This window comes from Chryseobacterium wanjuense (assembly GCF_900111495.1).
Lineage (GTDB): Bacteria > Bacteroidota > Bacteroidia > Flavobacteriales > Weeksellaceae > Chryseobacterium > Chryseobacterium wanjuense.
In genome coordinates this window covers 143,902-165,699 of record NZ_FOIU01000001.1, presented here as the reverse complement: position 1 = coordinate 165,699, position 21,798 = coordinate 143,902, and the positions used below count along the sequence as shown (strand labels likewise).

The 21,798-nt window shown below is 35.7% G+C and carries 17 protein-coding genes and 1 tRNA gene; 13 read left to right on the top strand and 5 right to left on the bottom strand.

Going from position 1 to position 21,798, the window contains the following annotated elements; translation table 11 throughout:
• Nucleotides 1-107: 107 nt before the first annotated feature.
• The 3 genes from BMX24_RS00665 (at nt 108) to BMX24_RS00655 (ending at nt 5,773) form a co-directional block, all read left to right on the top strand.
• Nucleotides 108-3,290, top strand: a complete 3,183-nt coding sequence (locus BMX24_RS00665) for an efflux RND transporter permease subunit (RefSeq protein WP_089790131.1) — start codon at nt 108-110, stop codon at nt 3,288-3,290.
• 230 nt (nt 3,291-3,520) lie between these two features.
• On the top strand, nt 3,521-4,933 hold the full coding sequence (locus tag BMX24_RS00660; RefSeq protein WP_089790129.1) for an efflux transporter outer membrane subunit: 1,413 nt from the start codon (nt 3,521-3,523) through the stop codon (nt 4,931-4,933).
• A gap of 192 nt (nt 4,934-5,125) precedes the next feature.
• Nucleotides 5,126-5,773 (top strand): hypothetical protein, encoded by a 648-nt coding sequence (locus BMX24_RS00655; RefSeq protein WP_089790128.1) that lies wholly within the window; start codon nt 5,126-5,128, stop codon nt 5,771-5,773.
• Nucleotides 5,774-5,844: 71 nt separating this feature from the next.
• Here BMX24_RS00655 and miaA read toward each other — a convergent pair whose 3' ends face one another.
• Entirely contained in the window at nt 5,845-6,765 is a 921-nt protein-coding gene (gene miaA / locus BMX24_RS00650; RefSeq protein WP_089790126.1) for a tRNA (adenosine(37)-N6)-dimethylallyltransferase MiaA, read from the bottom strand.
• A gap of 211 nt (nt 6,766-6,976) precedes the next feature.
• Here miaA and BMX24_RS00645 point away from each other — a divergent pair, with 211 nt between their 5' ends.
• From BMX24_RS00645 to BMX24_RS00610, 8 genes are all read left to right on the top strand, one after another.
• Nucleotides 6,977-7,834 carry a YicC/YloC family endoribonuclease gene (locus tag BMX24_RS00645; RefSeq protein WP_089790124.1) on the top strand — a complete coding sequence of 286 codons (858 nt, stop codon included), beginning with the start codon at nt 6,977-6,979 and terminating at the stop codon, nt 7,832-7,834.
• A gap of 94 nt (nt 7,835-7,928) precedes the next feature.
• On the top strand, nt 7,929-8,492 hold the full coding sequence (gmk, locus tag BMX24_RS00640) for a guanylate kinase (protein WP_089790121.1): 564 nt from the start codon (nt 7,929-7,931) through the stop codon (nt 8,490-8,492).
• Between the two features lie 106 nt (nt 8,493-8,598).
• Nucleotides 8,599-9,618, top strand: a complete 1,020-nt coding sequence (gene nadA, locus BMX24_RS00635; RefSeq protein WP_089790119.1) for a quinolinate synthase NadA — start codon at nt 8,599-8,601, stop codon at nt 9,616-9,618.
• A 395-nt stretch (nt 9,619-10,013) separates the two neighbouring features.
• The gene (gene folB, locus BMX24_RS00630) at nt 10,014-10,385 is read left to right on the top strand and encodes a dihydroneopterin aldolase (RefSeq protein ID WP_089790117.1); all 372 of its coding nucleotides are present in this window, start codon (nt 10,014-10,016) and stop codon (nt 10,383-10,385) included.
• 37 nt (nt 10,386-10,422) lie between these two features.
• Nucleotides 10,423-11,787, top strand: a complete 1,365-nt coding sequence (locus BMX24_RS00625; protein ID WP_089790115.1) for a DUF4403 family protein — start codon at nt 10,423-10,425, stop codon at nt 11,785-11,787.
• 13 nt (nt 11,788-11,800) lie between these two features.
• On the top strand, nt 11,801-12,313 hold the full coding sequence (locus BMX24_RS00620) for an RDD family protein (protein ID WP_089790113.1): 513 nt from the start codon (nt 11,801-11,803) through the stop codon (nt 12,311-12,313).
• Nucleotides 12,314-12,371: 58 nt separating this feature from the next.
• Nucleotides 12,372-12,442: transfer RNA gene (locus BMX24_RS00615), tRNA-Cys, on the top strand.
• Between the two features lie 832 nt (nt 12,443-13,274).
• Nucleotides 13,275-13,502: a hypothetical protein gene (locus BMX24_RS00610; RefSeq protein WP_089790111.1), complete on the top strand. Its 228-nt coding sequence runs from the start codon at nt 13,275-13,277 to the stop codon at nt 13,500-13,502.
• A gap of 371 nt (nt 13,503-13,873) precedes the next feature.
• On the opposite strand, the gene BMX24_RS00605 is transcribed toward BMX24_RS00610, so the two are convergent.
• Both BMX24_RS00605 and BMX24_RS21405 read right to left on the bottom strand, forming a co-directional pair.
• On the bottom strand, nt 13,874-17,647 hold the full coding sequence (locus BMX24_RS00605) for a fibronectin type III domain-containing protein (RefSeq protein ID WP_089790109.1): 3,774 nt from the start codon (nt 17,645-17,647) through the stop codon (nt 13,874-13,876).
• 486 nt (nt 17,648-18,133) lie between these two features.
• Entirely contained in the window at nt 18,134-18,268 is a 135-nt protein-coding gene (locus tag BMX24_RS21405; protein WP_262485630.1) for a hypothetical protein, read from the bottom strand.
• A gap of 564 nt (nt 18,269-18,832) precedes the next feature.
• Here BMX24_RS21405 and BMX24_RS00600 point away from each other — a divergent pair.
• On the top strand, nt 18,833-19,663 hold the full coding sequence (locus tag BMX24_RS00600; RefSeq protein WP_089790106.1) for a glycosyltransferase family 2 protein: 831 nt from the start codon (nt 18,833-18,835) through the stop codon (nt 19,661-19,663).
• Between the two features lie 69 nt (nt 19,664-19,732).
• Here BMX24_RS00600 and BMX24_RS00595 read toward each other — a convergent pair whose 3' ends face one another.
• Both BMX24_RS00595 and BMX24_RS00590 read right to left on the bottom strand, forming a co-directional pair.
• Nucleotides 19,733-19,993 (bottom strand): hypothetical protein, encoded by a 261-nt coding sequence (locus BMX24_RS00595; protein WP_089790104.1) that lies wholly within the window; start codon nt 19,991-19,993, stop codon nt 19,733-19,735.
• Nucleotides 19,994-20,509: 516 nt separating this feature from the next.
• On the bottom strand, nt 20,510-20,956 hold the full coding sequence (locus tag BMX24_RS00590) for a hypothetical protein (protein ID WP_089790102.1): 447 nt from the start codon (nt 20,954-20,956) through the stop codon (nt 20,510-20,512).
• 261 nt (nt 20,957-21,217) lie between these two features.
• Here BMX24_RS00590 and BMX24_RS00585 point away from each other — a divergent pair, with 261 nt between their 5' ends.
• On the top strand, nt 21,218-21,766 hold the full coding sequence (locus BMX24_RS00585) for a YMGG-like glycine zipper-containing protein (RefSeq protein WP_089790100.1): 549 nt from the start codon (nt 21,218-21,220) through the stop codon (nt 21,764-21,766).
• Nucleotides 21,767-21,798 lie beyond the last annotated feature (32 nt).

Sequence of the window (21,798 nt, the reverse complement as noted above, 5' to 3'; positions counted from 1 at the left end):
CGTTTTGTGAACTTTAAAATATCAGCAATTAATCTGAATTCAGCAGAAAGCTTTGTGTCTTTTGTGGTAAGAATATAGTTTAAGCAACATAAAAAAATAAACTTCTTATGTTAAAACAATTTATAGAAAGACCGGTACTTTCAACGGTCATCTCCATAATACTTTTATTATTGGGGGCATTGTCCCTCTTTAATTTACCCATCGCCCTCTTTCCGGACATTGCTCCGCCGAGTGTGCAGGTGACAGCTTTCTATCCGGGTGCGAATGCGGAAGTTGTAGCCCGTTCGGTGGCAACCCCGATCGAAGAAGCGGTGAACGGAGTTGAGAACATGACCTACATGACCTCCAACTCGAGTAACGACGGTACCATGACTCTGAGCGTATTTTTCAAACAAGGTTCAGATGCAGATAATGCAGCCGTAAACGTTCAGAACCGTGTATCGAAAGCGATGAGCCAGCTTCCGCAAGAGGTTGTGCAGGCGGGTATTTCGACGCAGAAAGTTCAGAACAGTATGATCATGTTCATGGGATTGACAAGTGATGATCCTAAACAATACGATGAGCTTTTCTTACAGAATTACTTGAAAATCAACATCATTCCGCAAATTCAGCGTATTCCGGGGGTTGCTCAGGCGCAGGTTTTCGGAACGAGAGATTATTCTATGAGACTTTGGCTGAAGCCGGACAGATTAGCAGCCAACAACCTTTCTCCGCAGGAAGTTTTGAACGCTGTAAGAGATCACAACTTAGAGGCTGCTCCGGGACGTTTGGGACAGGGAAGTAAGGAAACTTACGAATATATTTTAAAGTATAAAGGTAAATTAAACAAAAACGAAGACTACGAAAACATTGCCATAAAAGCCAACAGCGACGGTTCTTTCCTAAGACTGAAAGACGTGGCAAGAGTAGAATTCGGTTCATATACTTATACAGCAGCTAACAGAGTGGATGGCAAACCCGTTTCAGGTTTTGCAATTATGCAGACGGCAGGATCTAATGCCAACGAAATCTTAACTGAAATTGAAAAACAGGTTGACCAGTTTAAAACTACCCTTCCAAAGGGTGTTGAGCCGATCATCATGTACAATTCCAAAGACTTTTTGGATGCTTCGATTCATCAGGTTGTGGAAACATTAGTGATTGCATTTATCTTGGTATTTATTGTAGTATATATTTTCCTTCAGGATTTCAGATCTACATTAATTCCTGCCATTGCAGTTCCGGTGGCGATTATCGGTACCTTCTTTTTCCTACAGTTATTTGGGTTCAGTATCAACATGTTGACATTGTTCGCTTTGGTACTCGCCATCGGTATTGTGGTGGATGACGCGATCGTTGTGGTGGAAGCCGTCCATTCCAAAATGGAACATACGGGAATGCCTGTAGAACAAGCCACAATGAGTTCCATGAGTGAAATTTCCGGGGCCATTATTTCCATTACCCTGGTGATGTGTGCCGTATTTATTCCGGTTGGTTTCATGCAGGGTCCTGCGGGAGTTTTCTACAGACAGTTTGCCTTTACATTGGCGATTGCGATCATGATTTCTGCAGTGAATGCATTAACATTAAGTCCTGCTTTATGTGCTATGTTCTTAAATGATCCTCAGGGTGAACACGGAGAACACGGTAAAAAAACAGGTTTTGGAGCAAGATTTTTCAATGCATTCAATGTTAGCTTTAATAATCTTACCAAAAAATATATCTATAGCCTTAAATTTTTAATTAAAAATAAATGGGTTGCAGTAGGAGGATTAGTATTAATTACAGCTGCAAGTATTTTCTTGATTAAAAAAGCACCATCAGGATTTATTCCTACGGAAGACCAGGGATTCATCTTGTATGCGGTGAACACACCTCCGGGAAGTTCTTTGGACAGAACACACAGAGCGACTGAACAGATTGACAAAATCATCAACGGTGAAAAAGCTAAAAACCACCTTTGGGTTGCAGATGGTCTGAACTTCATCAGTAATGCGAATGCTTCTCCATATTCTGCAGGTTTTATTAAATTAAAAGATCATGATCAACGTGGCGAAATTACCGACCCAGATCAGATTGCAGCGGGATTGACAGGAAAAGTTTCCCAGGTAAAAGATGCGAGTGCATTCTTCTTCAACTTCCCTACTGTTCAGGGATTTGGTAACGTTTCCGGTTTCGAATTTATGCTTCAGGATAAAACTAATGGTTCTTTGGAACAATTGGGAACAACCACTCAGGCATTCATCGGAGAATTGATGAAACGTCCGGAAATTGCATTTGCCTTTACAACTTACGCAGCCGGAAACCCACAATTTACCATTGAAGTTGATAGTGATAAAGCGAATCAGCTTGGAGTTTCCATTACAGAATTGATGCAGACGATGCAGATCTATTACGGAAGTAGCTTCGTTTCAGATTTCAACAGGTTCGGAAAGTACTACAGAGTAATGGCTCAGGCGGATATTCCTTACAGAACAGATGCGAATTCTTTAGAAGGAATTTATGTTAAAAATAAATCAGGTGAAATGGTTCCTGTAAAAACATTAGTAACTCTAAAAAGAGCCTTCGGACCTGAAACAGTGACAAGAAATAACCTATTCAACGCGGTGACGATCAACGGAACTCCAAAACCTGGTTACAGTACCGGAGACGCAATCAAAGCGGTGGAAGAAGTTGCACAGAAATCATTGCCAAGAGGTTATGGATACGAATGGACAGGGATTACCCGTGAAGAGATCAAAACAAGCGGACAGACAGCATTTATCTTTATGTTAAGTATTTTATTTGTATACTTCTTGTTGGCGGCTCAGTACGAAAGTTATATTCTTCCGTTTGCGGTTATTTTAACGATTCCTACAGGTATTTTCGGGGTATTTGCCTTCACAGGACTGGCTGGAATTGATAATAATATTTACGTTCAGGTTGGTTTGATCATGCTCGTCGGATTATTAGCGAAAAACGCGATCCTGATTGTAGAATTTGCCGTACAAAGAAGAAATGCAGGAAGATCATTATTGGAATCTGCACTTCAGGCTTCAAGATTACGTTTAAGACCGATCTTAATGACCTCATTTGCGTTCATTGTCGGGATGTTGCCTCTTGTGTTTACTCAGGGAGCTTCTGCAAAAGGGAATCATTCCATCGGATTCAGTACTGTTGGCGGAATGTTAACAGGAGTTGTATTCGGGATTTTCATTATTCCTGTAATGTTTGTGATCTTCCAGTATTTACATGAAAAAATGCCAAGTAGAAAAAAGAAAAGACTTCAAAGACAAAAACTGGAGGCAGAACTTTTAGCAACTACTCATTAATAAAAATGAATTACAAACTTTGAGAGATTTATTTTAACCACAAACAGCACAAATATTTTCACAAATAAACACAATCATCTGTGAAATCCGTGAAATCTGTGGGAAAAACAAAAAATAGAGAAGCAAACTATTCAAACTCATATCATATAAAGCAAAGCAACTCTCCTACTAAAGACAACTTTGCATAAAAAAACTCTCAAAGTTTTGTATTCAAATAAAGTTTAAAAACTATGAAAAAAGTAAAAAATATTTTTCTAACATTCATATTGGCTTTAGGCTCTGTTTCGTGTGTGTCCAAATTGGCGTACACGGAACCGGACCTTGAGCTTCCTGAAAAATTCCAGTATACTGCAACAGCCGATACAGCAAGCGTAGCCAACCTGGAATGGAAACAATTTTTCAGCGACCCTATTTTACAAGGTCTGATTGAAAAAGGGATTAAAAACAACTACGATTTACAGATTGCTTTAAAACAGGTTGCTTCTTCACAGGAAAAACTAAAACAGGCAAAATATCTTCAATATCCTGACGTTGGCTTCGGAGTTGCTGCACAGATTTCAAAGCCTTCGAAAAACAGTATGAACGGGCAAAGCTTAAATTTATTTTTAGGAAAAAGCTATGTTGAAGATTACAACGCCGCGTTCAATTTGTCTTGGGAAGCTGACATTTGGGGTAAAATCAAAAATCAGCAGGAAGTTTCAAAAATGCAGTATCTACAGACTTACGAAGCTACAAAAGCGATTCAGACACAGGTTGTTGCGGCAATTGCTCAGGGATATTACAATTTATTGATGCTTGACAAACAAATGGAGATTGCAAAATCGAATTTAGAATTAAGCACAAATACTCTTTCTTTAACGGAAAAATTGTGGCAAAGTGGTGATACAACTTCTTTGGGAGTTCAGCAGGCGACAGCTCAAAAGCAATCGACAGAACTTTTGATCACACAATTGGAACAAAATATTGCGATTCAGGAAAATGCATTAAGTATTTTGGTTGGTGAAAATCCGGGCAAAATCAGCAGAACGATTGAAATGTCCGACACTTCTTTACCACAAGATATTTCTGCGGGGCTTCCTGCAGCGATGGTAAGCCGTCGTCCGGATGTTCGTCAACAGGAATTGGTGTTACTGGAATCCAACGCGATGGTAGGAATTGCTCAGGCAAATATGTATCCTTCATTGAAAATCACTGCCAACGGAGGGGTGAATTCATTTAAAATTGATAACTGGTTCCAGATTCCGGCTTCATTGTTTGGGTCTGTGTTAGGAGGATTGACTCAGCCTATTTTCCAGAAAAGACAATTGAAAACAGATCTTAATGTTGCTAAAATCCAGAGAGAGAAAAACGTGTTGGCGTTCCGTCAATCTGTTTTAAATGCTGTGGGTGAAGTTTCCGATGCTTTGGTTTCCAACGAAAGCTTAAAAGTTCAGGAACAAAAAGCAACCGAACAAGTAGCAACCCTTAAAAATGGAATTAAAAGTGCCGAAATGCTTTACAAAGGCGGTATGGCAAATTATTTAGAAGTAATAACAGCTCAGGGAAATTCTCTACAAGCAGAGCTGAATCTTGCGTCCGTAAAAAGACAGAGATTGAGTAGTATTGTGGACTTGTACCGAGCGTTAGGAGGCGGTTGGAAGTAGTAAATTAAAATAATATTGTTAATGGAATGCGGTCCTTCGGGATCGCATTTTTTTGTTTTGAATTAAAAAAATATTGATACTGTCATTCTGAACGGAACAAAGTGGAGCCTGGAATCTAAGTTAAAATAAAAATTACTTTGAGCAACTATAATAAACAATTTTAATACTTTAGTAAGAAAATTTTCACTTAATATGAATGATACAATTTTCTACAAAATTCAAAATGCTTATATGATCCCTTATAGTGAAGCTATTGACGAAAAAATTATGGATACCTATGATAAAACAAACGAGACAATTGCATCATCAAGAATATATCTTATTTGTAGATTAAGAGTTAAAGGATTTTTTTTGAAAAAATTTTCTAAACCAGAAGTTTTATATGTTGGTGAAACATTTGATAAAAAAAATAGATTTAGCCCACATAAAAAGTTACTTAAAGCAACAACTCTCTTAAAATCAAAAGATCATCTTGTTGTATATTTTTTACATATTCGGTTTTCTTATTTAGGATTAAATGAGTTTCACAATAATCCACTCAATATTTTCAATGAATTAAAAGATATACATAGTAAAACATCTGTTTGGTTATTAGAAAGATTATTTATAAAATTATTTAACCCAATTTTAAATAATAAACATAATGATGAAAATATTAAAGAAGACAATTTAGTTAGAAAAAAATTAATTGATAATTCTATTCTTTATGTAAATTTAGATATTGGAATGAATGAATTATTATTCAATTTTACCGGTGGTCGCAGAGTAGAAAATCAAGATATTTATAATTTCAATTTGAAAAATAACGAAATGACATTCGGACATCCTTTAATAGAATAAAAACAACTTATTGTTAACAATAGCACACAAGCTTTCTAATCCTTTAATTCAAAACCTAAATTCTCTAAAATTTATTTCAAAATCTGCTCATTAATATATTCAATCAATCCATCAAAATCCTCCTGCGAATACCCCAAAGGCAAATAATGAATATCATCCGCTTTTCGATACCATGTCAATTGACGTTTTGCATATCTCCTGCTGTTTTTCTTAATTTCAGAAACAGCAAAATCAAGATCCCATTCTCCATCAAAATATTTGAAAAGTTCAGCATAACCAACGGTATTCAAAGCTGTTAAATGTTTAAATTTTTCTAAACTTTTTGCTTCCTCCAGCAAACCTTTCTCCATCATGATATCCACTCTCCTGTTGATTCTGTCGTACAATTCTTCTCTCGGCGCTTCAATTCCGATTCGGATCACATTGAAATCTCTTGAGTCTTGTGAAACAGCAATTTGTTCAGAATATTTTTTATTCGTCTGCCAGATAACGTCGATGGCCCGTAAAAGCCTTCTGTGATTATGAAAATCAACCACCGTAAAATATTCGGGATCGAGTTCCTTTAAAATTTCCTGAAGTTTTTCAATTCCTTCCTTTTCGAAAATTTCATGTAATTTTTTCTGATTGTCTTCGTCGGCTTCCGGCAGATCATTCAATCCTTCAATCACTGCTTTTTCGTACATCATGCTTCCGCCAACCAGAATGACAGTATCGTGATTTTCAAAAAGTTCCTTAAGCTTTTTTAAGGCATCTTCTTCGTACTGCCCGATAGAATAATACTCTTCAACAGAAAGATTTCCTATGAAATGATGAGGTGCTTCTGCCAGTTCTTCCGAAGACGGTGATGCGGTTCCTATTTTCATTTCTTTAAAAAACTGCCGCGAATCGCAGGAAACAATTTCTGTATCGAAATGTTTAGCCAAATCAATTGCCAGTCTCGTTTTTCCAATTCCGGTGGGTCCTACAACAGAAATCAAATTTTTCTTTTTCACAGCGCTAATTTACGAAAATGAGATTTTAAAAAGAAAATCTTAATTTGCGGGAAGATGGAAGTCTGAAGCTGGAAGTTTAAGACTGGATATCATTCTGGATATAATTTTTATATTCACAGCAATCTTCCCTCCTCCCGCATCCAACTTCCTGCCATTTGACTTGGTTAAACTATAGACTTAAATGTTTATCTTTGTACTACAATAAAAAACTATGATTTTATCAATGACCGGCTTCGGTAGAGCTGAAGATGTTTTTGAAGGGAAAAAGATTTCAATAGATATTAAGTCACTGAACAGCAAAAGCTTTGATTTAAATATCAAAATTCCTTTGAGATACAAGGAAAAGGAATTTGAAATCCGAAAGATCCTGAACGATAGAATAATCCGTGGAAAAGTAGACTGCTACATCAACATAGAAAATCTTGAGGAGACGAATGATGTGAAAATCAATAAAGGTTTAATTGATTCTTATATCAATGAACTTCGAAACATCGCTTCAGACGGACCGGATTTCGAATATCTGAAAATGGCGGTAAGACTTCCAGATGCCATCACTTCCAGACCCGACGAGCTTTGCGAAGGCGAATGGGAAAAGCTTGCAAGCATAGTGCATGCTGCAATTGACCGTTTTGAAGAATTCAGAAAAACAGAAGGAAAAAATCTACATGAAGAGCTGGAAAGAAACATCCAGAATATTGATAAATATTTAGGTGAAGTTATTCCTTTCGAAGAAGAAAGAATCGTTTCGGTAAGGGAGCGTTATCAAAAATCATTAAAGGAATTTGAGAACGTAGACGAGACACGTTTTTACCAGGAAATGGCTTATTTCACAGAAAAATTAGATATTTCTGAAGAAAAAGTGAGACTTACCCAACACTTAAAATATTATAAAGAAGTAATGGATAATGAAGATTTCAACGGGAAAAAATTAGGTTTTATTTCTCAGGAAATCGGAAGGGAAATCAATACATTAGGTTCAAAAGCCAATCATGCCGAAATCCAGAAACTGGTAGTCATGATGAAGGATGATCTGGAAAAAATTAAAGAACAGACGTTAAACGTACTATAAGTTACGAGATTCGTGATACGAGTTTTTAGAATTCGAGATAAAAATGTGGAATCTGAAAACTCGGAACCCGAAACTCGAAACCCGAAACTAAACAATGAATAAAGTTATCATATTTTCAGCGCCGTCGGGGAGCGGAAAAACGACATTAGTAAAGCATTCTTTAGAGGTTTTTGATGAACTTCAGTTTTCTATTTCGTGTACGACGAGACAGCCGAGAGGAAGTGAAGTACATGCTGTTGATTATCATTTTTTAACGCCTGACGAATTCAGACAGAAAATTTCGGAAGATGCTTTCGTAGAGTTTGAAGAGGTGTATACTGATAAATATTACGGAACTTTAAAATCTGAAGTTGAAAAGATTTGGAACCAGGGAAAAGTGGTTATTTTTGATGTAGATGTAAAAGGTGGAATTTCTTTAAAGAAATATTTTGGAGAACAGGCTTTGTCAATTTTCATAGAACCGCCTTCCATTGAAGAATTGGAACGAAGATTGATTTCAAGAAACACAGACGATGCAGAAACCATCAAAACCCGTGTAGCAAAGGCTGAAGAAGAAATGTCCTATGCGAAAGAATTTGATAAAATCGTGATTAATTCCGATTTGGATATTGCTAAAAAAGAAATAGAAAGTTTAATAAAAAATTTTATTGGGAGTTAAAGGATGGAAGCTGGATGATGGAAGTTTGAGGTTTAATAAATAATGTCAAAATTCTAATTTCTAATTTCTAACTTCTAATTTCTGATTTTAAAACATTGAGGTCGATATGAGTACCGAAACATTAGAAAAAGCTAAATCTGCGATTCCGGTAAGGGGATTTTTAGATATAAAAGACTTGGTGATTCCTCAAGGAGAAGAATTGGTGAAAGCCATTCTTAAATTGAAAGAAGAAAAAAATGCGGTGATTCTGGCGCATTACTACCAACCTGGAGAAATTCAGGATATTGCTGATTTTCTGGGAGATTCCCTGCAATTGGCGAGACAGGCAAAAGATACGAATGCAGATATGATCGTATTCTGCGGAGTACATTTCATGGCGGAAGCCGCGAAAATTCTGAACCCGACGAAAAAAGTTGTCCTTCCCGATACAATGGCCGGATGTTCTTTGGCAGACGGATGTTCCGGGGAAGGTTTGAGAAAAATGCGCGAACAATATCCTAATGCCCTGGTTGCAACGTACATCAACTGCAACGCTGAAACGAAGGCAGAAAGCGACATTATCGTCACAAGCTCAAACGCTGAAACGGTGATTGAAGCACTTCCGAAAGACCGACCGATTATTTTCGCTCCAGATAAAAACTTAGGAAGATATTTATCTCAAAAAACGGGTCGCGATATGATTCTTTGGGATGGAAGCTGTGTGGTTCACGAAGCATTTTCGATGGAGAGAATTGCAAAACAATTGGCAGACAATCCGGATGCAAAACTGATCGCTCACCCTGAAAGTGAAGAAGCTGTTTTAAAATTGGCACATTACATCGGTTCTACTTCTGCTTTGTTAAATTATGTTGAAAAAGACGATTGTCAGAAATTCATCATCGCTACAGAGGAAGGAATTTTGCACGAAATGAGAAAACGTGCTCCTCATAAAGAGTTGATTCCCGCTTTGGTTTTTGATGAAACCTGCAACTGTTCGGAATGTTTCTACATGAAGCGCAATACGATGGAAAAATTGTATTTGTGTATGAAATATGAACTTCCGGAGATTCTTATCGATGAAGAATTGAGATTGAAAGCATTAAAGCCCATCGAGGCAATGCTTGACCTTTCGAAAAGTATAAAATAAATGAAAAGCGGGTTTGATACTCGCTTTTTTTAACTTTAATTTTTATTTAATTATAAGGAGCTTGAAAGGCTTCGAGAACTTCAGCCTGACAGTGGAGAATTACACTGCTTGCCAGATATTCAATATTAGCGATGCAGGTGGTTTATCAATTTAAGGGAACTTTTGATGGTTTAGAAACCTCAGTCTGACAGTGGACAATGATAGTACATATTCAGACGTTCAATATTAGTGATGTCTGGTGAATTTATCAATTTGAAGTAACTTTGAAGACTTCGAGAGTCTCGGCTTGACAGTGGAAACTACATAACCACACAATTAATTTTAGCGATGTCATCCTGAGCGCGAAGCAGTCGAAGGATTTTTTTTAAACAATTTCAAAAAAAATTAATCATAAAATCATGAGCAAAATCTATCTTGAAGATGTAAAAATATACGCCTATCACGGAGTTTTACCCGAAGAAAATATTATCGGAACGTATTATATTTTAAACGCAGAACTTCACACCGATCTTTGGATAGCTGCAGAATCCGATGACCTGAAGGATACGATAAGCTATGCAGACATCAATGAAATCCTTCATCGCGAAATGAAAATTAAATCCAAACTTCTGGAGCATGTTGCAGGAAGAATTATTGCTGAAATTCATGAAAAATTTCCCGAAATTTCTTATATTAAATTAAAAATAACCAAAACCTCTCCTCCGATGCAGGGCGAAATGAAAGGCGCAAGTATCGAATTGGAAAAAAGTTTTAAACCTGATAATTAAAAATATTCTTAATTTCGTTTTTTTAAAACATAAAGAATTGAAATTCATTAAAGTATTATTTCTATTAGCTTTTATCAATATTTTCGGACAGACGAATGTTGATAATCAATTGGCTGTTCATAATTTTCCTAAGATAAAATCCAGCATTACAATGCCGGTGACCATTCCGCTTTCGGAAGTGAGCAATATGATCAATTCTTCTGTAAAAGAGCTGATCTATCAGGACGATTCTTACACGGACAACAACAATGACCAATTCAAGGTAAAAGTCTGGAAAACCCGTCCCATACGTCTTGTGGGCGGAACCAATCAAAACATCCTGATCGAAGTTCCTCTGAAAATCTGGGCAGAAAAAGGAATCGGGACATTGGGAGTTTACACTTACCAGAATACGACTTTTGAAACAGTGATGTCCTTCAATGCATCTTTAACCCTGAAAAATAACTGGACCATCGCCACCAACACCCAGCCAAACGGCTTCAAATGGGTAACAAAACCCGTTCTGGATTTCGGAAGAATACAAATACCGATCACCTCGTTGGTTGAAAAAAACTTAAAGGAGCAGCAAGAAAAATTTTGCAAAACCATCGACCAGCAAATGGCGACCCAACTGAACTTCCAGCAATACACCGTAATGGCCTGGAATGTTTTCTCGCAGCCTTTCAACATTTCACAAGAATACAATACGTGGTTGAAAGTAACACCTGTTAATATCAATATCACTCCATTAAAATTCTATGGAAACCAAATCGACACCAATATCGGGATTGATATATATTCTGAAACCTTTACCGGAACCAAACCCGAATCGTCGCAACCTGTAAAAACAGCATCGGATTTCAACTTTATTCCGGTACTTGCAGACAGGTTTTTGTTACAGACAACAGCGAATGTACCTTTCACCGAAGCGACTAATATCGCACGAAATATGTTTTTAAATAAAGAATATGATGTAAGAAATTCTAAAGTTAAAATAAAAGATATAAAAGTATACGGCGTGGACAACAGGGTAATGATCGAAGCAGAAACCGAAGGGTATGTGAATGGAAAAGCTTTTATTTCCGGAATTCCGGTTTATGATGAAATAAAAAAGAAAATTGTTTTGTCAAATACTAAATTCAATTTAAAAACTGCAAATATTTTACAAAAAACAGCTACGCTTCTATTCAAAGGGAAAATTGTAAAGATGATCGAAGAGGAATACGGAATTCCTACACAGGATCTCGAAAACAGCTCCAGAAAAAGCATAGAAGAAGCCTTTAATAAAGAATATTATAAAGGACTAAAAATGAGTGGAAAGGTTTTTAATCTAAAACCAACCAATATCCTTTTAAATCCATCGGGAATCACTGCTGTGATCGATACGAACGCTTCTTTAAAATTAATCATAAACGGAATTTAAAAAAATACAAAAGATGAAAAAAATACTTAAAGTTGTAGAAAACAACAGATCAAATTCATGGGTAAGGTTTGGTAATTTTATTATAGACAGGGTTGTCGTTTATTTGTTCTTCCTTGCTTTCGGCTTTTTTGCCTCTCTTACCTACGAAATTCTGGGAACTGAGTTTTTTATCAATATTGCTTTAGAACTCTCATCCGTCAATAAATTTATGGACATCCTGATTACCACGACAGTGTATTTTCTGTATGTTTTTCTCATGGAATATTTTACCAAAGGAAGAACGATAGGGAAATATATTACAGGCAGCAAAGTTATTTCCACAGATGGTACACAACCTACGCTTCAGGATTATTTTATCCGTAATATTTCACGTTTTGTACCTTTCGATGCATTGTCGTTTTTAGGCGGGGGAAACGGATGGCATGACAGCTGGAGCGACACAAGGGTAATTCATATCAAAAATTATAAAGCTGAATTACAGGCAAAAAGCGAAATAGAGAGCATTGGCGCCAAAGAAATTGCATAAAAAATTTTTGCCGAACAATATATTTTGTTATATTTGCACACCTAAAAATGGTAAGAATGGTACTTTGGCCGAGCGGCTAGGCAGTGGTCTGCAACACCATCTACAGCGGTTCGAATCCGCTAGGTACCTCTTTACAAACCTCTATGATCTTATGGATTTTTAGAGGTTTTTTGTTTTAAAAACACTTGAAATTATTACTCTTTCAATCATCAAGTATACTTTGTTTAAATTAATCAAACTAAAAACAAAAATCCCCGAAATCAATCGAGGATAAAAAACTAATAACTGAGAACTCTATTGAGAATCTTCTACAAAACTATGATGAATTCTACAGAAATTTTATGATTATAATCGCAAAGAAATTTCCCTTGCGGATTTTGCGAAGCATATTCTGACTTTTTTCAAAAAAAAGAATTTAAAATAACAACGAAATATTTTTTTCGTAAGAAAACAAAATGCCTCCCATAAATGAGAGGCATAAAAAAACACAAATGATGAAAAAAAATTATTTTTCGGGTTCAAATATACAAAAACTCTCCTAGAAAAAAGGGAAGTTTATGAAATAAATGCAAAAGTTAAATTACAATCATTTAATTCCTGCTAAAAACACAAGATCAACTTTTGCTTTTTAAACTATTGCAAAGATATTAACTGGTTTAATTACTTTTTATGATTCAAATTATACATCGTGAAATATTTAAATCAATTAATAAAATTCCCCACTAAAAAAGTGGGGATTACATTTGAAAGTATATTAAAATGAAGTGGTGATGGTACTTTTCAGGAATCAAACATTGTGCCGCAACGGATAATTCCATACCATAATAATCGTTAAAATATGAATATTTTTTAGTTTAGCTAAAATCATCTCACTATCTTATATGATCAGAATCATACTCTTATGATTATTTCCTGTATATTTATTCACTATTTATTGATTAAATTTGCATAAACTCTTTACATGACATTTAGCGAAGCCCTGAAACACAAAAAAAATATTCTAAAAAACTCAAGCGATTTTACAAAAACGCTTTATGACTATATCATCATTCCGGCTATTGAAGAAGAAGCCGAAAAGTTTATCAATGATTTTCGCCAATCTCCATCAATATTCACTGATGAAAACTGCAAGGTGTACAGCAGCAATTCTCAGTTTAAAGTATTTCTTTTTCCAAAAAATCAAAATTAAATTCCCCGGATTTAATGGTTATTAGTTCCATTAATAAAGTAAAAGATTGATTATTAGACAATAAAAAAGTCCCCGTATATCTACGAGGACTAAAAACTAATAACCATGAAAACTCAAATTAAACATGAGTGACTGCAAATGTATGAAATGTATGTCATGTGTGGGTCTATATTCACTATTAATTTCATCAATTAACAAATTTTTATTATTCATTAAAAAAGCTTTAAGACATTCTAAACCACTCAGGAGGTACTTAAAACAAGCTTTACTATACATCCGGCACTAAATTTTATTTGAGTATTAGCTATAAAGTATCATAAAAAAATAAGCTCTCATTTCTGAGAGCTTATTCTATTTAGTAGTATCAATTATTATTCTTTGATAAATTTCTTCTGAGCCGTAAGACCAGCACTATCTTCGATATCAATTACATAAACTCCGTTGATTAATGCATGAACATCAATCTTGTTGTTTAAGATGATTCCTGACGATACAATCTGTCCAGCTGCATTGTAGATTTTATAATTAGCTCTTTTGCTAATGTTTTTCACATTCAATACAGTTCTTACCGGGTTAGGGTAAATTAAGATGTCCGTCTGGTTGATAGGATTTGGTACTATCGGTTTAGAAATTCTTACCGTGTAGTCTTCCACTTCACCTGCAGGGAAGCTTGTACAGTTTACAGGAATTCCGTCTTTCTGCAATGCAACTCTCATGACAACATATTTGAAGTCTGTCATACTAACGAATGCATCTGTAGGTACAGAGAACGTTCCTGTTGCCTGATCACTGTTATTCGGACCTGAAACCAATACTCTTTCGTTGATGTCAAAATATCCGTTTCTGTTGAAGTCAATCCAAACAGCTACTCCAGCGTTTGCGTTACCTGATAACTTTTTCTCGATCGTGATCTGGTTGTTTGAAGAACCTTGGATCAACTCGATGAATTTATTCGTAACACCAGTATAATCTGTATAATTTGATGCCAGTGATTGATTTTCCATTACCGGTTTACCATTTGGCGTAACAGTTACTTTTGAAATATATTCAGATGTAGATGCTGTTGATTCCATTTGGCAATAAACCACAGTCGGTGTTGTAAATATGTAAGGCTGAGTATAAGTACCCGGAGTTCCGTTACATACATTTACCACCTGCATTTCGTATTGAGTTAATTCAATTAAACCTGTCAACGTAACTGTATTCGTAGAAGAAGGAACGTTTGTCCAGCTCGGAATACCTACTTTTCTATATCTTAAGATATAAGTCGCACCAGGGAAAGGATCCCAAACTACTACTGCCGTTGTAGGCGTAAGGTTCGTGATGGTAAGCCCCGGAGGAGCAATCTCACAAGTTCTCTCTGTAGTAAATACTTTAGGATTAGACCATGTATTTAAAGTAGTTTCATTATCACACATATTGGCAATCTGTACTTCATATGTAGTGTATACATTTAAGCCCGTCAATGAATATGTATTTGTTGGCGCTGCTGGTAAAGGAATGTTTGCACTCCATCCTGCGTTTCCACTTCCTACAATTCTGTATCTCATAAAGTAATGAGAACTAGCTGCAAGAGGAGCCCACGTAATCAAAGCAGATGTTGTAGTAATATTACTGATCGTTACATTTGGAGGTGTAGGATCACATCTTGTTAAGAATGTATTATGAGAATACGTTCCTGTTGTACCATTACAAACTGCAGCAATCTCGACTTCATACTGAGTTGCAGATTGAAGGTTTGTAAGTGTCGTTGTATTGGTCGCTGTCGGGAAAGGAGCTGCCGCTACATTGGTAGTCAGCCAAGTTGTTGTACCGACAGGTCTGTATCTGATCGTGTAGTTTGCACCACCGTTATCTTGTGGCCATGTCAATACTGCACTATTGTGCGTAACAGTACCTACAGTTACCGTAGGAGTTGCTGTACTACAAATACGTATTTTAATATTATCTACAGCAGCCGGAGGTTGTGTACCGCCACCGCCATCATTTCTCCATTCGAATACAAGACGCATAGTCTGTCCTGCGAAACTGCTGATATTTAAAGTAGCATTAAGGTATGACTGCCAAGTATCCTGTTGGTTGTAGTTTGCACCTACCTGGATTCTTCCTGCTCCTGCAGTAATCTGAGTTCCTGCTGTAGGCATGAAAGATACCGGAACCAACCAAACTCTTAGATAATCCCATGAACTTTCACCAGCTGCTTTCCAGTCGAAAGAGAAAGTAACATTCGTAGTTCCTGCAGCCACTGTAATATCTCTGTAAGCATGTACAACACTTGATGAACCAGTTGTATAAGCATTTGTAGTTCCGTTATCATTAGAAATATAAATTGCTTTTGCCGGATTTCCAACTGCAGAGCCATAGAACCATTTATTTACCTGAGTTCCACTTGTGAACCCTAAATCATTATTGGTAGAGAAATCCTGATAGTAAGGAATTGTTGTCGGGATTTGCGGAGTAGTAAAACTAGGTCCCGCAACCCAGAAGCTTCTGTCAGATCCCACACACACAGAACGTACCCAGAAATAATAAGTAGTGTTCGGTGTTAAAGGAGATAAAACAGCCGTCGTAGTAGCCGAGCTTCCTGTTGGTATTGTTGTAGCAATAGGAGGCGTGTTGGTTGTAGAAAGGTAATACTGATATCCGCCTACAGGAGCAGGTGTTGGAGCCGTCCAGCTGATTGTCGCTGAAGTTGTTGTAATAGCAGATACTGCTAAAGCTGAAGGTACTTTACAAGTAGGAATAGATAAATTAATATTATCAATAGCTACCGGAGGTTGTGTACCGCCACTGCCGTCATTTCTCCACTCGAATACAAGACGCATTGTCTGTCCTGCAAAACTGCTTAAGTTTAATGTTGTATTAAGATAATTCTGCCAAGTCGTTTGTTGGCCAAAATTACCACCAACCTGAATTCTTCCTCCTCCCGCAGCAATCTGAGTTCCCGCAGTAGGCACAAAAGATGTTGGAACAAGCCAAACTCTTAAATAATCCCAAGAGTTTTCCCCATCTGCCTTCCAGTCGAATGCCAATGCAGCATCAGTAGTTCCGGCAGGGATAATAATATCTCTGTAAGCCTGAACAACACTTGAAGAACTGATGGTATAAGCATTAGAAACTCCATTATCATTAGAGATATAAAGAGCATTTACAGGATTTCCAACTGCAGATCCATAGAACCACTTATTGGGTTGAGTTCCATTGTTAAGCTGAAGGTCATTTCCTGTTGAGAAGTTTTGAATATAAGGAACAGTAGCAGGAATCTGAGTCGTTGTAAAACTAGGTCCGGCCACCCAAACACTTTTATCTGTTCCGCTACATACAGAACGTACCCACCAATAATAAGTAGTAGCAGGCGTTACTGTAGGCGTTACTGTAGTACCTGCATTTGCAGTACCTACTGTAGCCGCTGTAGGAGCAGTATTTGTTGTGCTTAAATAATATTCATATCCGTTTCCTGGTACGGGAGACGGTGCCGTCCAAGATAATGTAGCTGTTGTAGCTCCTACCGCAGATGTTGCCATTCCTGAAGGCATGATACATGTAGGAATACTTAAATTAACATTATCAATTGCTACAGCTGGCTGTATACCAGCACTGTCATCATTTCTCCATTCAAAAACAAGACGCATGGTGCTTCCTGCATATGCGCTTACATTTAAATTCACCAAACTGAAAGTCTGCCATGTAGACTGCAAATTAAGCTGTGCAAGCTGCGTTCTTCCAGCTCCTGCTCCGATTTGAGTTCCCACAGTAGGTGTAAAAGTAGCAGGCACAACCCATACTCTTACATAATCCCAGGTAGATTCTCCCCCACTTTTCCAGTCGAAAGAGAAATTGGCGATCGTAGATCCCGCAGGAATCGTAAAATCTCTATAGGCCTGAACAGTACTTGTTGTAGTATTGGTATACGCATTAGAAGCTCCATTGTCATTAGAGACATAAATCGAGCTGCCTGTATTCCCCGTAAAAGCACCATAAACCCACTTATTGGTCTGAGTTCCGTTTAGAAGCGTGAAATCATTCGCAGTGTTAAAGTCTTGTGAATACGGTAACGTAGCAGGTGTTTGACCATAGACATCCGGTATGGCGCCAAGGTTTATCAAACACAGAAGAAGTACTAAGAAAGTATAAAATTTCTTCATAAGTTATCATTTAATATTAATCCGTGCAAATCTAATTCGTTTTTAGATAATATATAGTATAAATTGCAATGTTTTTTACAGAATTTTTGTTAAATTTTTAAAATCAGAATATATTGAAACATCAGCTTATACATACTTAAAACAAACGTTTAGTATTTAATTTTATTATCTGAATATGGAGTTGGAAGAAAAACAATCACAATCTATCATGAATAGAAGGTTCTTGATTTAATAAATAATATCACATTTAACATCCTTGAAACTTTTAATTTAATATTTTTTAATACAATTTCAGGAAAATTACACATGCTTTTATGCCGTCTTATTAATTGTGAGAAAATGGTATTTTTTAATCTTATTTAATATTAAAAAAAAAATCAAATCCTATAATATTTTAAAACATGGGGCAGTGTTTCACATTTTTAATAATGTAAAAGATGTTTTAGTACTTAGAAAAATTTTGAAATGAATCAGAGTAAATAAAATTTACCTTTTGTTCCAGCTATTTATAAAAGCAAATCCTAAAAGCCCTACCAAAACAACTACTCCAACTACTAGAATTTGCTGTGCCAAATCCAATTCATAAGCTTTACTACTTGCAGATTCCACAGCTAATATCATAATAATGAATTTTTATTTTTATAAATATAAAAAATAAATCGATCCAAAATTAAATTATTTTTAAAATATACAATATTTTTCAATAAAACCTTGTTAAATACAATCTATTCCTTCAATTAAAATCAAGTAAAACAATAATTATTTACGAATTAAATACAACACCATTAAGCTTCATTTATTATATATATATTTAATAATCATTTTATCTATGATTTATTTGAAAATATCCAAACTACAAATTCTATATTTGTTATACACTTCAATATTTGGTACCTGTTCTGGGATCACAGACCAAATTCACTTCACTTATAAAACTGCATATTAATTTTTATTCAAAATGGAATAATAATGCTTTATTATTTTCAATAAAACAATTATTCACCATAGAATGAAATTAATTTTAAGCAATTGACTAATAATAGATTACAAACAATCTTTATTAGAGGTGTATTAAGGAAATTATTCTATAAAATACACATTTTTATTAAAATACAACATGATCTAAGTCATATTTTTTTAAGATTATGTTAAATAACTTTGTTTAATAGTCTAAATCAACAACAAGTGAATAAAGCATCCATACTAATCGCAAATTATAACAATGGCAAATATTTTAGAGATTGTTATGAATCAATTATTTCACAAAGCTACGAGAATTGGGAAGTAATTATTGTAGATGATTGTTCAACAGATGATTCTGTACAAATTATTGAGGAAATAATAAAAAATGATGATCGTTTTAAATTATATAAAAATGACATCAACAAAGGCTGCGGATATACAAAAAGAAAATGTGCAGACTTGGCTACCGGAGATTTCTGTGCTTATCTGGATCCCGACGATGCCCTTTTTTATTATTCTCTTGAATGCGCAATAGATGAATTTAATAAGCATAATAAGATTATAGCAGTATATTCACAATTGGTATTTTGTGATGAAAAGCTTAATCCGAAAGAGATATTTTCTAAAATCAAGCAGATACACAACGATAAATATTTTTTTAATACTCCTATTCAACTTTCTGCATTTTTTGTTTTCAAAAGAGAAGCTTATCTGCAGACGTCAGGAATCAATCCTGAGTTGAAAAATGCTGTAGATCAGGATCTTTACCTTAAGCTTCTGGAAAAAGGTGATGCAAAATTTATTGAAGAAGTTTTATACAAATACAGACTTCATTCCAACGGGATTTCTCAGCAGAGATCAAAGCAAAGTGCTAAAGATTCTTTTGCAAAAGTAATCCACGAAGCCATGAAGAGAAGAGGCATCACAAAAATTCAGAATAAAAATGTTCCTGTTCACTATACCAATTCTCAGGAAATTTATAACCTCCTCGATTATCAGACTAAAATTCCTTACAGGCTGATGAACAAAATCAAAGCAACACTTAATATTTAAATTGATAAAAAGAAAACTCCTCAAATTGAGGAGTTTTTTTAAAAAAAGTATGGGGTCTAAAAAAGTGTACTATCTTGCAGAATCTGTACTTACAGCTCCCGAAGGGGTAACTGTAGTTCTGTTTGTACTTGTTCCCGTTGTCTGATTAGGGTTCTGATTGTTCTGGTTCATACTGCTGTCCCGAACACTTGCCGTAGTATCCATCGGGCTTACGGAATTGGCTGTTGTCATAGAATCATTCACAGTATTGTTATCAACCTGTGTTTCCTGTTTCTTACAGCTTACTGCAAAAAATCCTAATCCGATTATTAATAAGACTAATTTTTTCATAAAAATACTTTTGGGCGTTTATTTTTTTTATCTGCTTAAAATTAAGCACTTAACAGTGATGAATACTATGAGCAGAATCATAAAGCCGAAGTTTTTTCAGGGCACAAAAATAGCCCCCTTTTCAGGAGGCCGTAAAAACACAAATGATGAAAAAAATCTATTCAGAGTGTTCTGAACAGAACTTGTACATAGCTTTAGCAGCTACTATATTTTCTTTTTACAATATCTTCTCCACTGCAAAGAATCATTGTAATATAAAAAGCCTGATCTATAACTTCTCTTTCTGAGAATTTGGTAGAGCCCAAAGATAGCAAGCATTAATGAAATAAACAAAATAGTTAACGTTAAAATAAGTGAAAAGTCAAAATTTTCCATAATAGAGTTCTCAGTTTTTTTTTAGGTTTTTAAATTTAACATTTATTTTAATATAAATGAACAAAATATTAACGAATAGTTTCAGTTAAAATCTATTCTAATGAATTAAAAACTATACTTATGGAATAAAAGTGAATTTCATTATTCTTCCCAAACAATAGGAATGTACACCGTAATATATCCATCTGCATCTACCTGGCTATCAGAAACAACTCCCGTCACAGAGCCGTATCCTACCCAGCCTCCCTGTCCCTGCATCGCCGAAAAAGTATACGTTCCGGCCGGAACACCATCATAATATTTCGGTAGTGATTGAAATCCTCCACCAGCATAAGTTTCAAAAGTTTCTCCGGTAGCCGTGTTGGTCGCCACAAAACTTCCCACATCATAGCTTCCCGAAAGGATTTTTACACCACTTTGAGAAAGAAGTCCGTAACGGATCTGATATGTTTTCGTTTTGGAAACTTCCTTAGAGTTCAACCGTTCTCTCTGCGCATCACTGACGATCAAATCATCATTTGACGAGCATGAGGCAACGACACTTATAAGCCCTGCAAAAAGCAAAGCTTTTACTGTAAATTTTTTCATGATACTGTAATTTGGTATATCAAAAATAACGAATCTATATTAATTCAGTACAAAGAGAAAATTAACGAAAGATTACATTTAATACACTTTACTATTGATAAAAATTCATTTTGAAACCTTATTTAAAGGACAACAAAATCAACATTTTAAGATTTTTTCGATTTTTTTAACATTACTTAACTAAAACTTGGCTTCATAATTGAAAATAATAAAGAATCAAAGTTCGTTTTGGCTTTGAACATCCTTATTAAAATTTGAATTATGAAAAGTATAGTGCTAACAGGTTTATTGTCCGTATTTTTATTGACAGCCTGTAAAAAAGATGATCAGGTAGCTGAAAAGTCTCTGGAACAACAAAAAGTTGAATTCCAAATGAGACAGCTTGAAATTGAAAAGCAAAAGTTAGCGATCGAGAAAGAGAAAATGGCCTATGAGGCTCAGAAAAAAGCAGATAGTACTGTAGAAGCTCAGAAAGCTAAAACCGCTGCCGCTAATAATTCAAGACCTGAAGTAATAAGAGAAACACATACTGTATATAGAGACAGACCTAGCCAAAGCTCTGGAAACGGAACTTATGCAAATAACGGAAGCTCCGCTTCACAGGGTACCACTACAACCCAGAAAAAAGGGATGAGTAAAGCAGCCAAAGGTACTATTATCGGTACAGTAGGTGGTGCTGCTGCGGGTGCTATTATTGCTAAGAAAAACAGAGGTCTGGGTGCAGTAATCGGCGGTGTGATCGGTGGTGCAACCGGGTATACAATCGGTAGAGCCGGAGATAGAAAAGACGGCCGTGTACAGCCTAGATAATATTATTTTCACGATAACAAAGAAAGATTGCT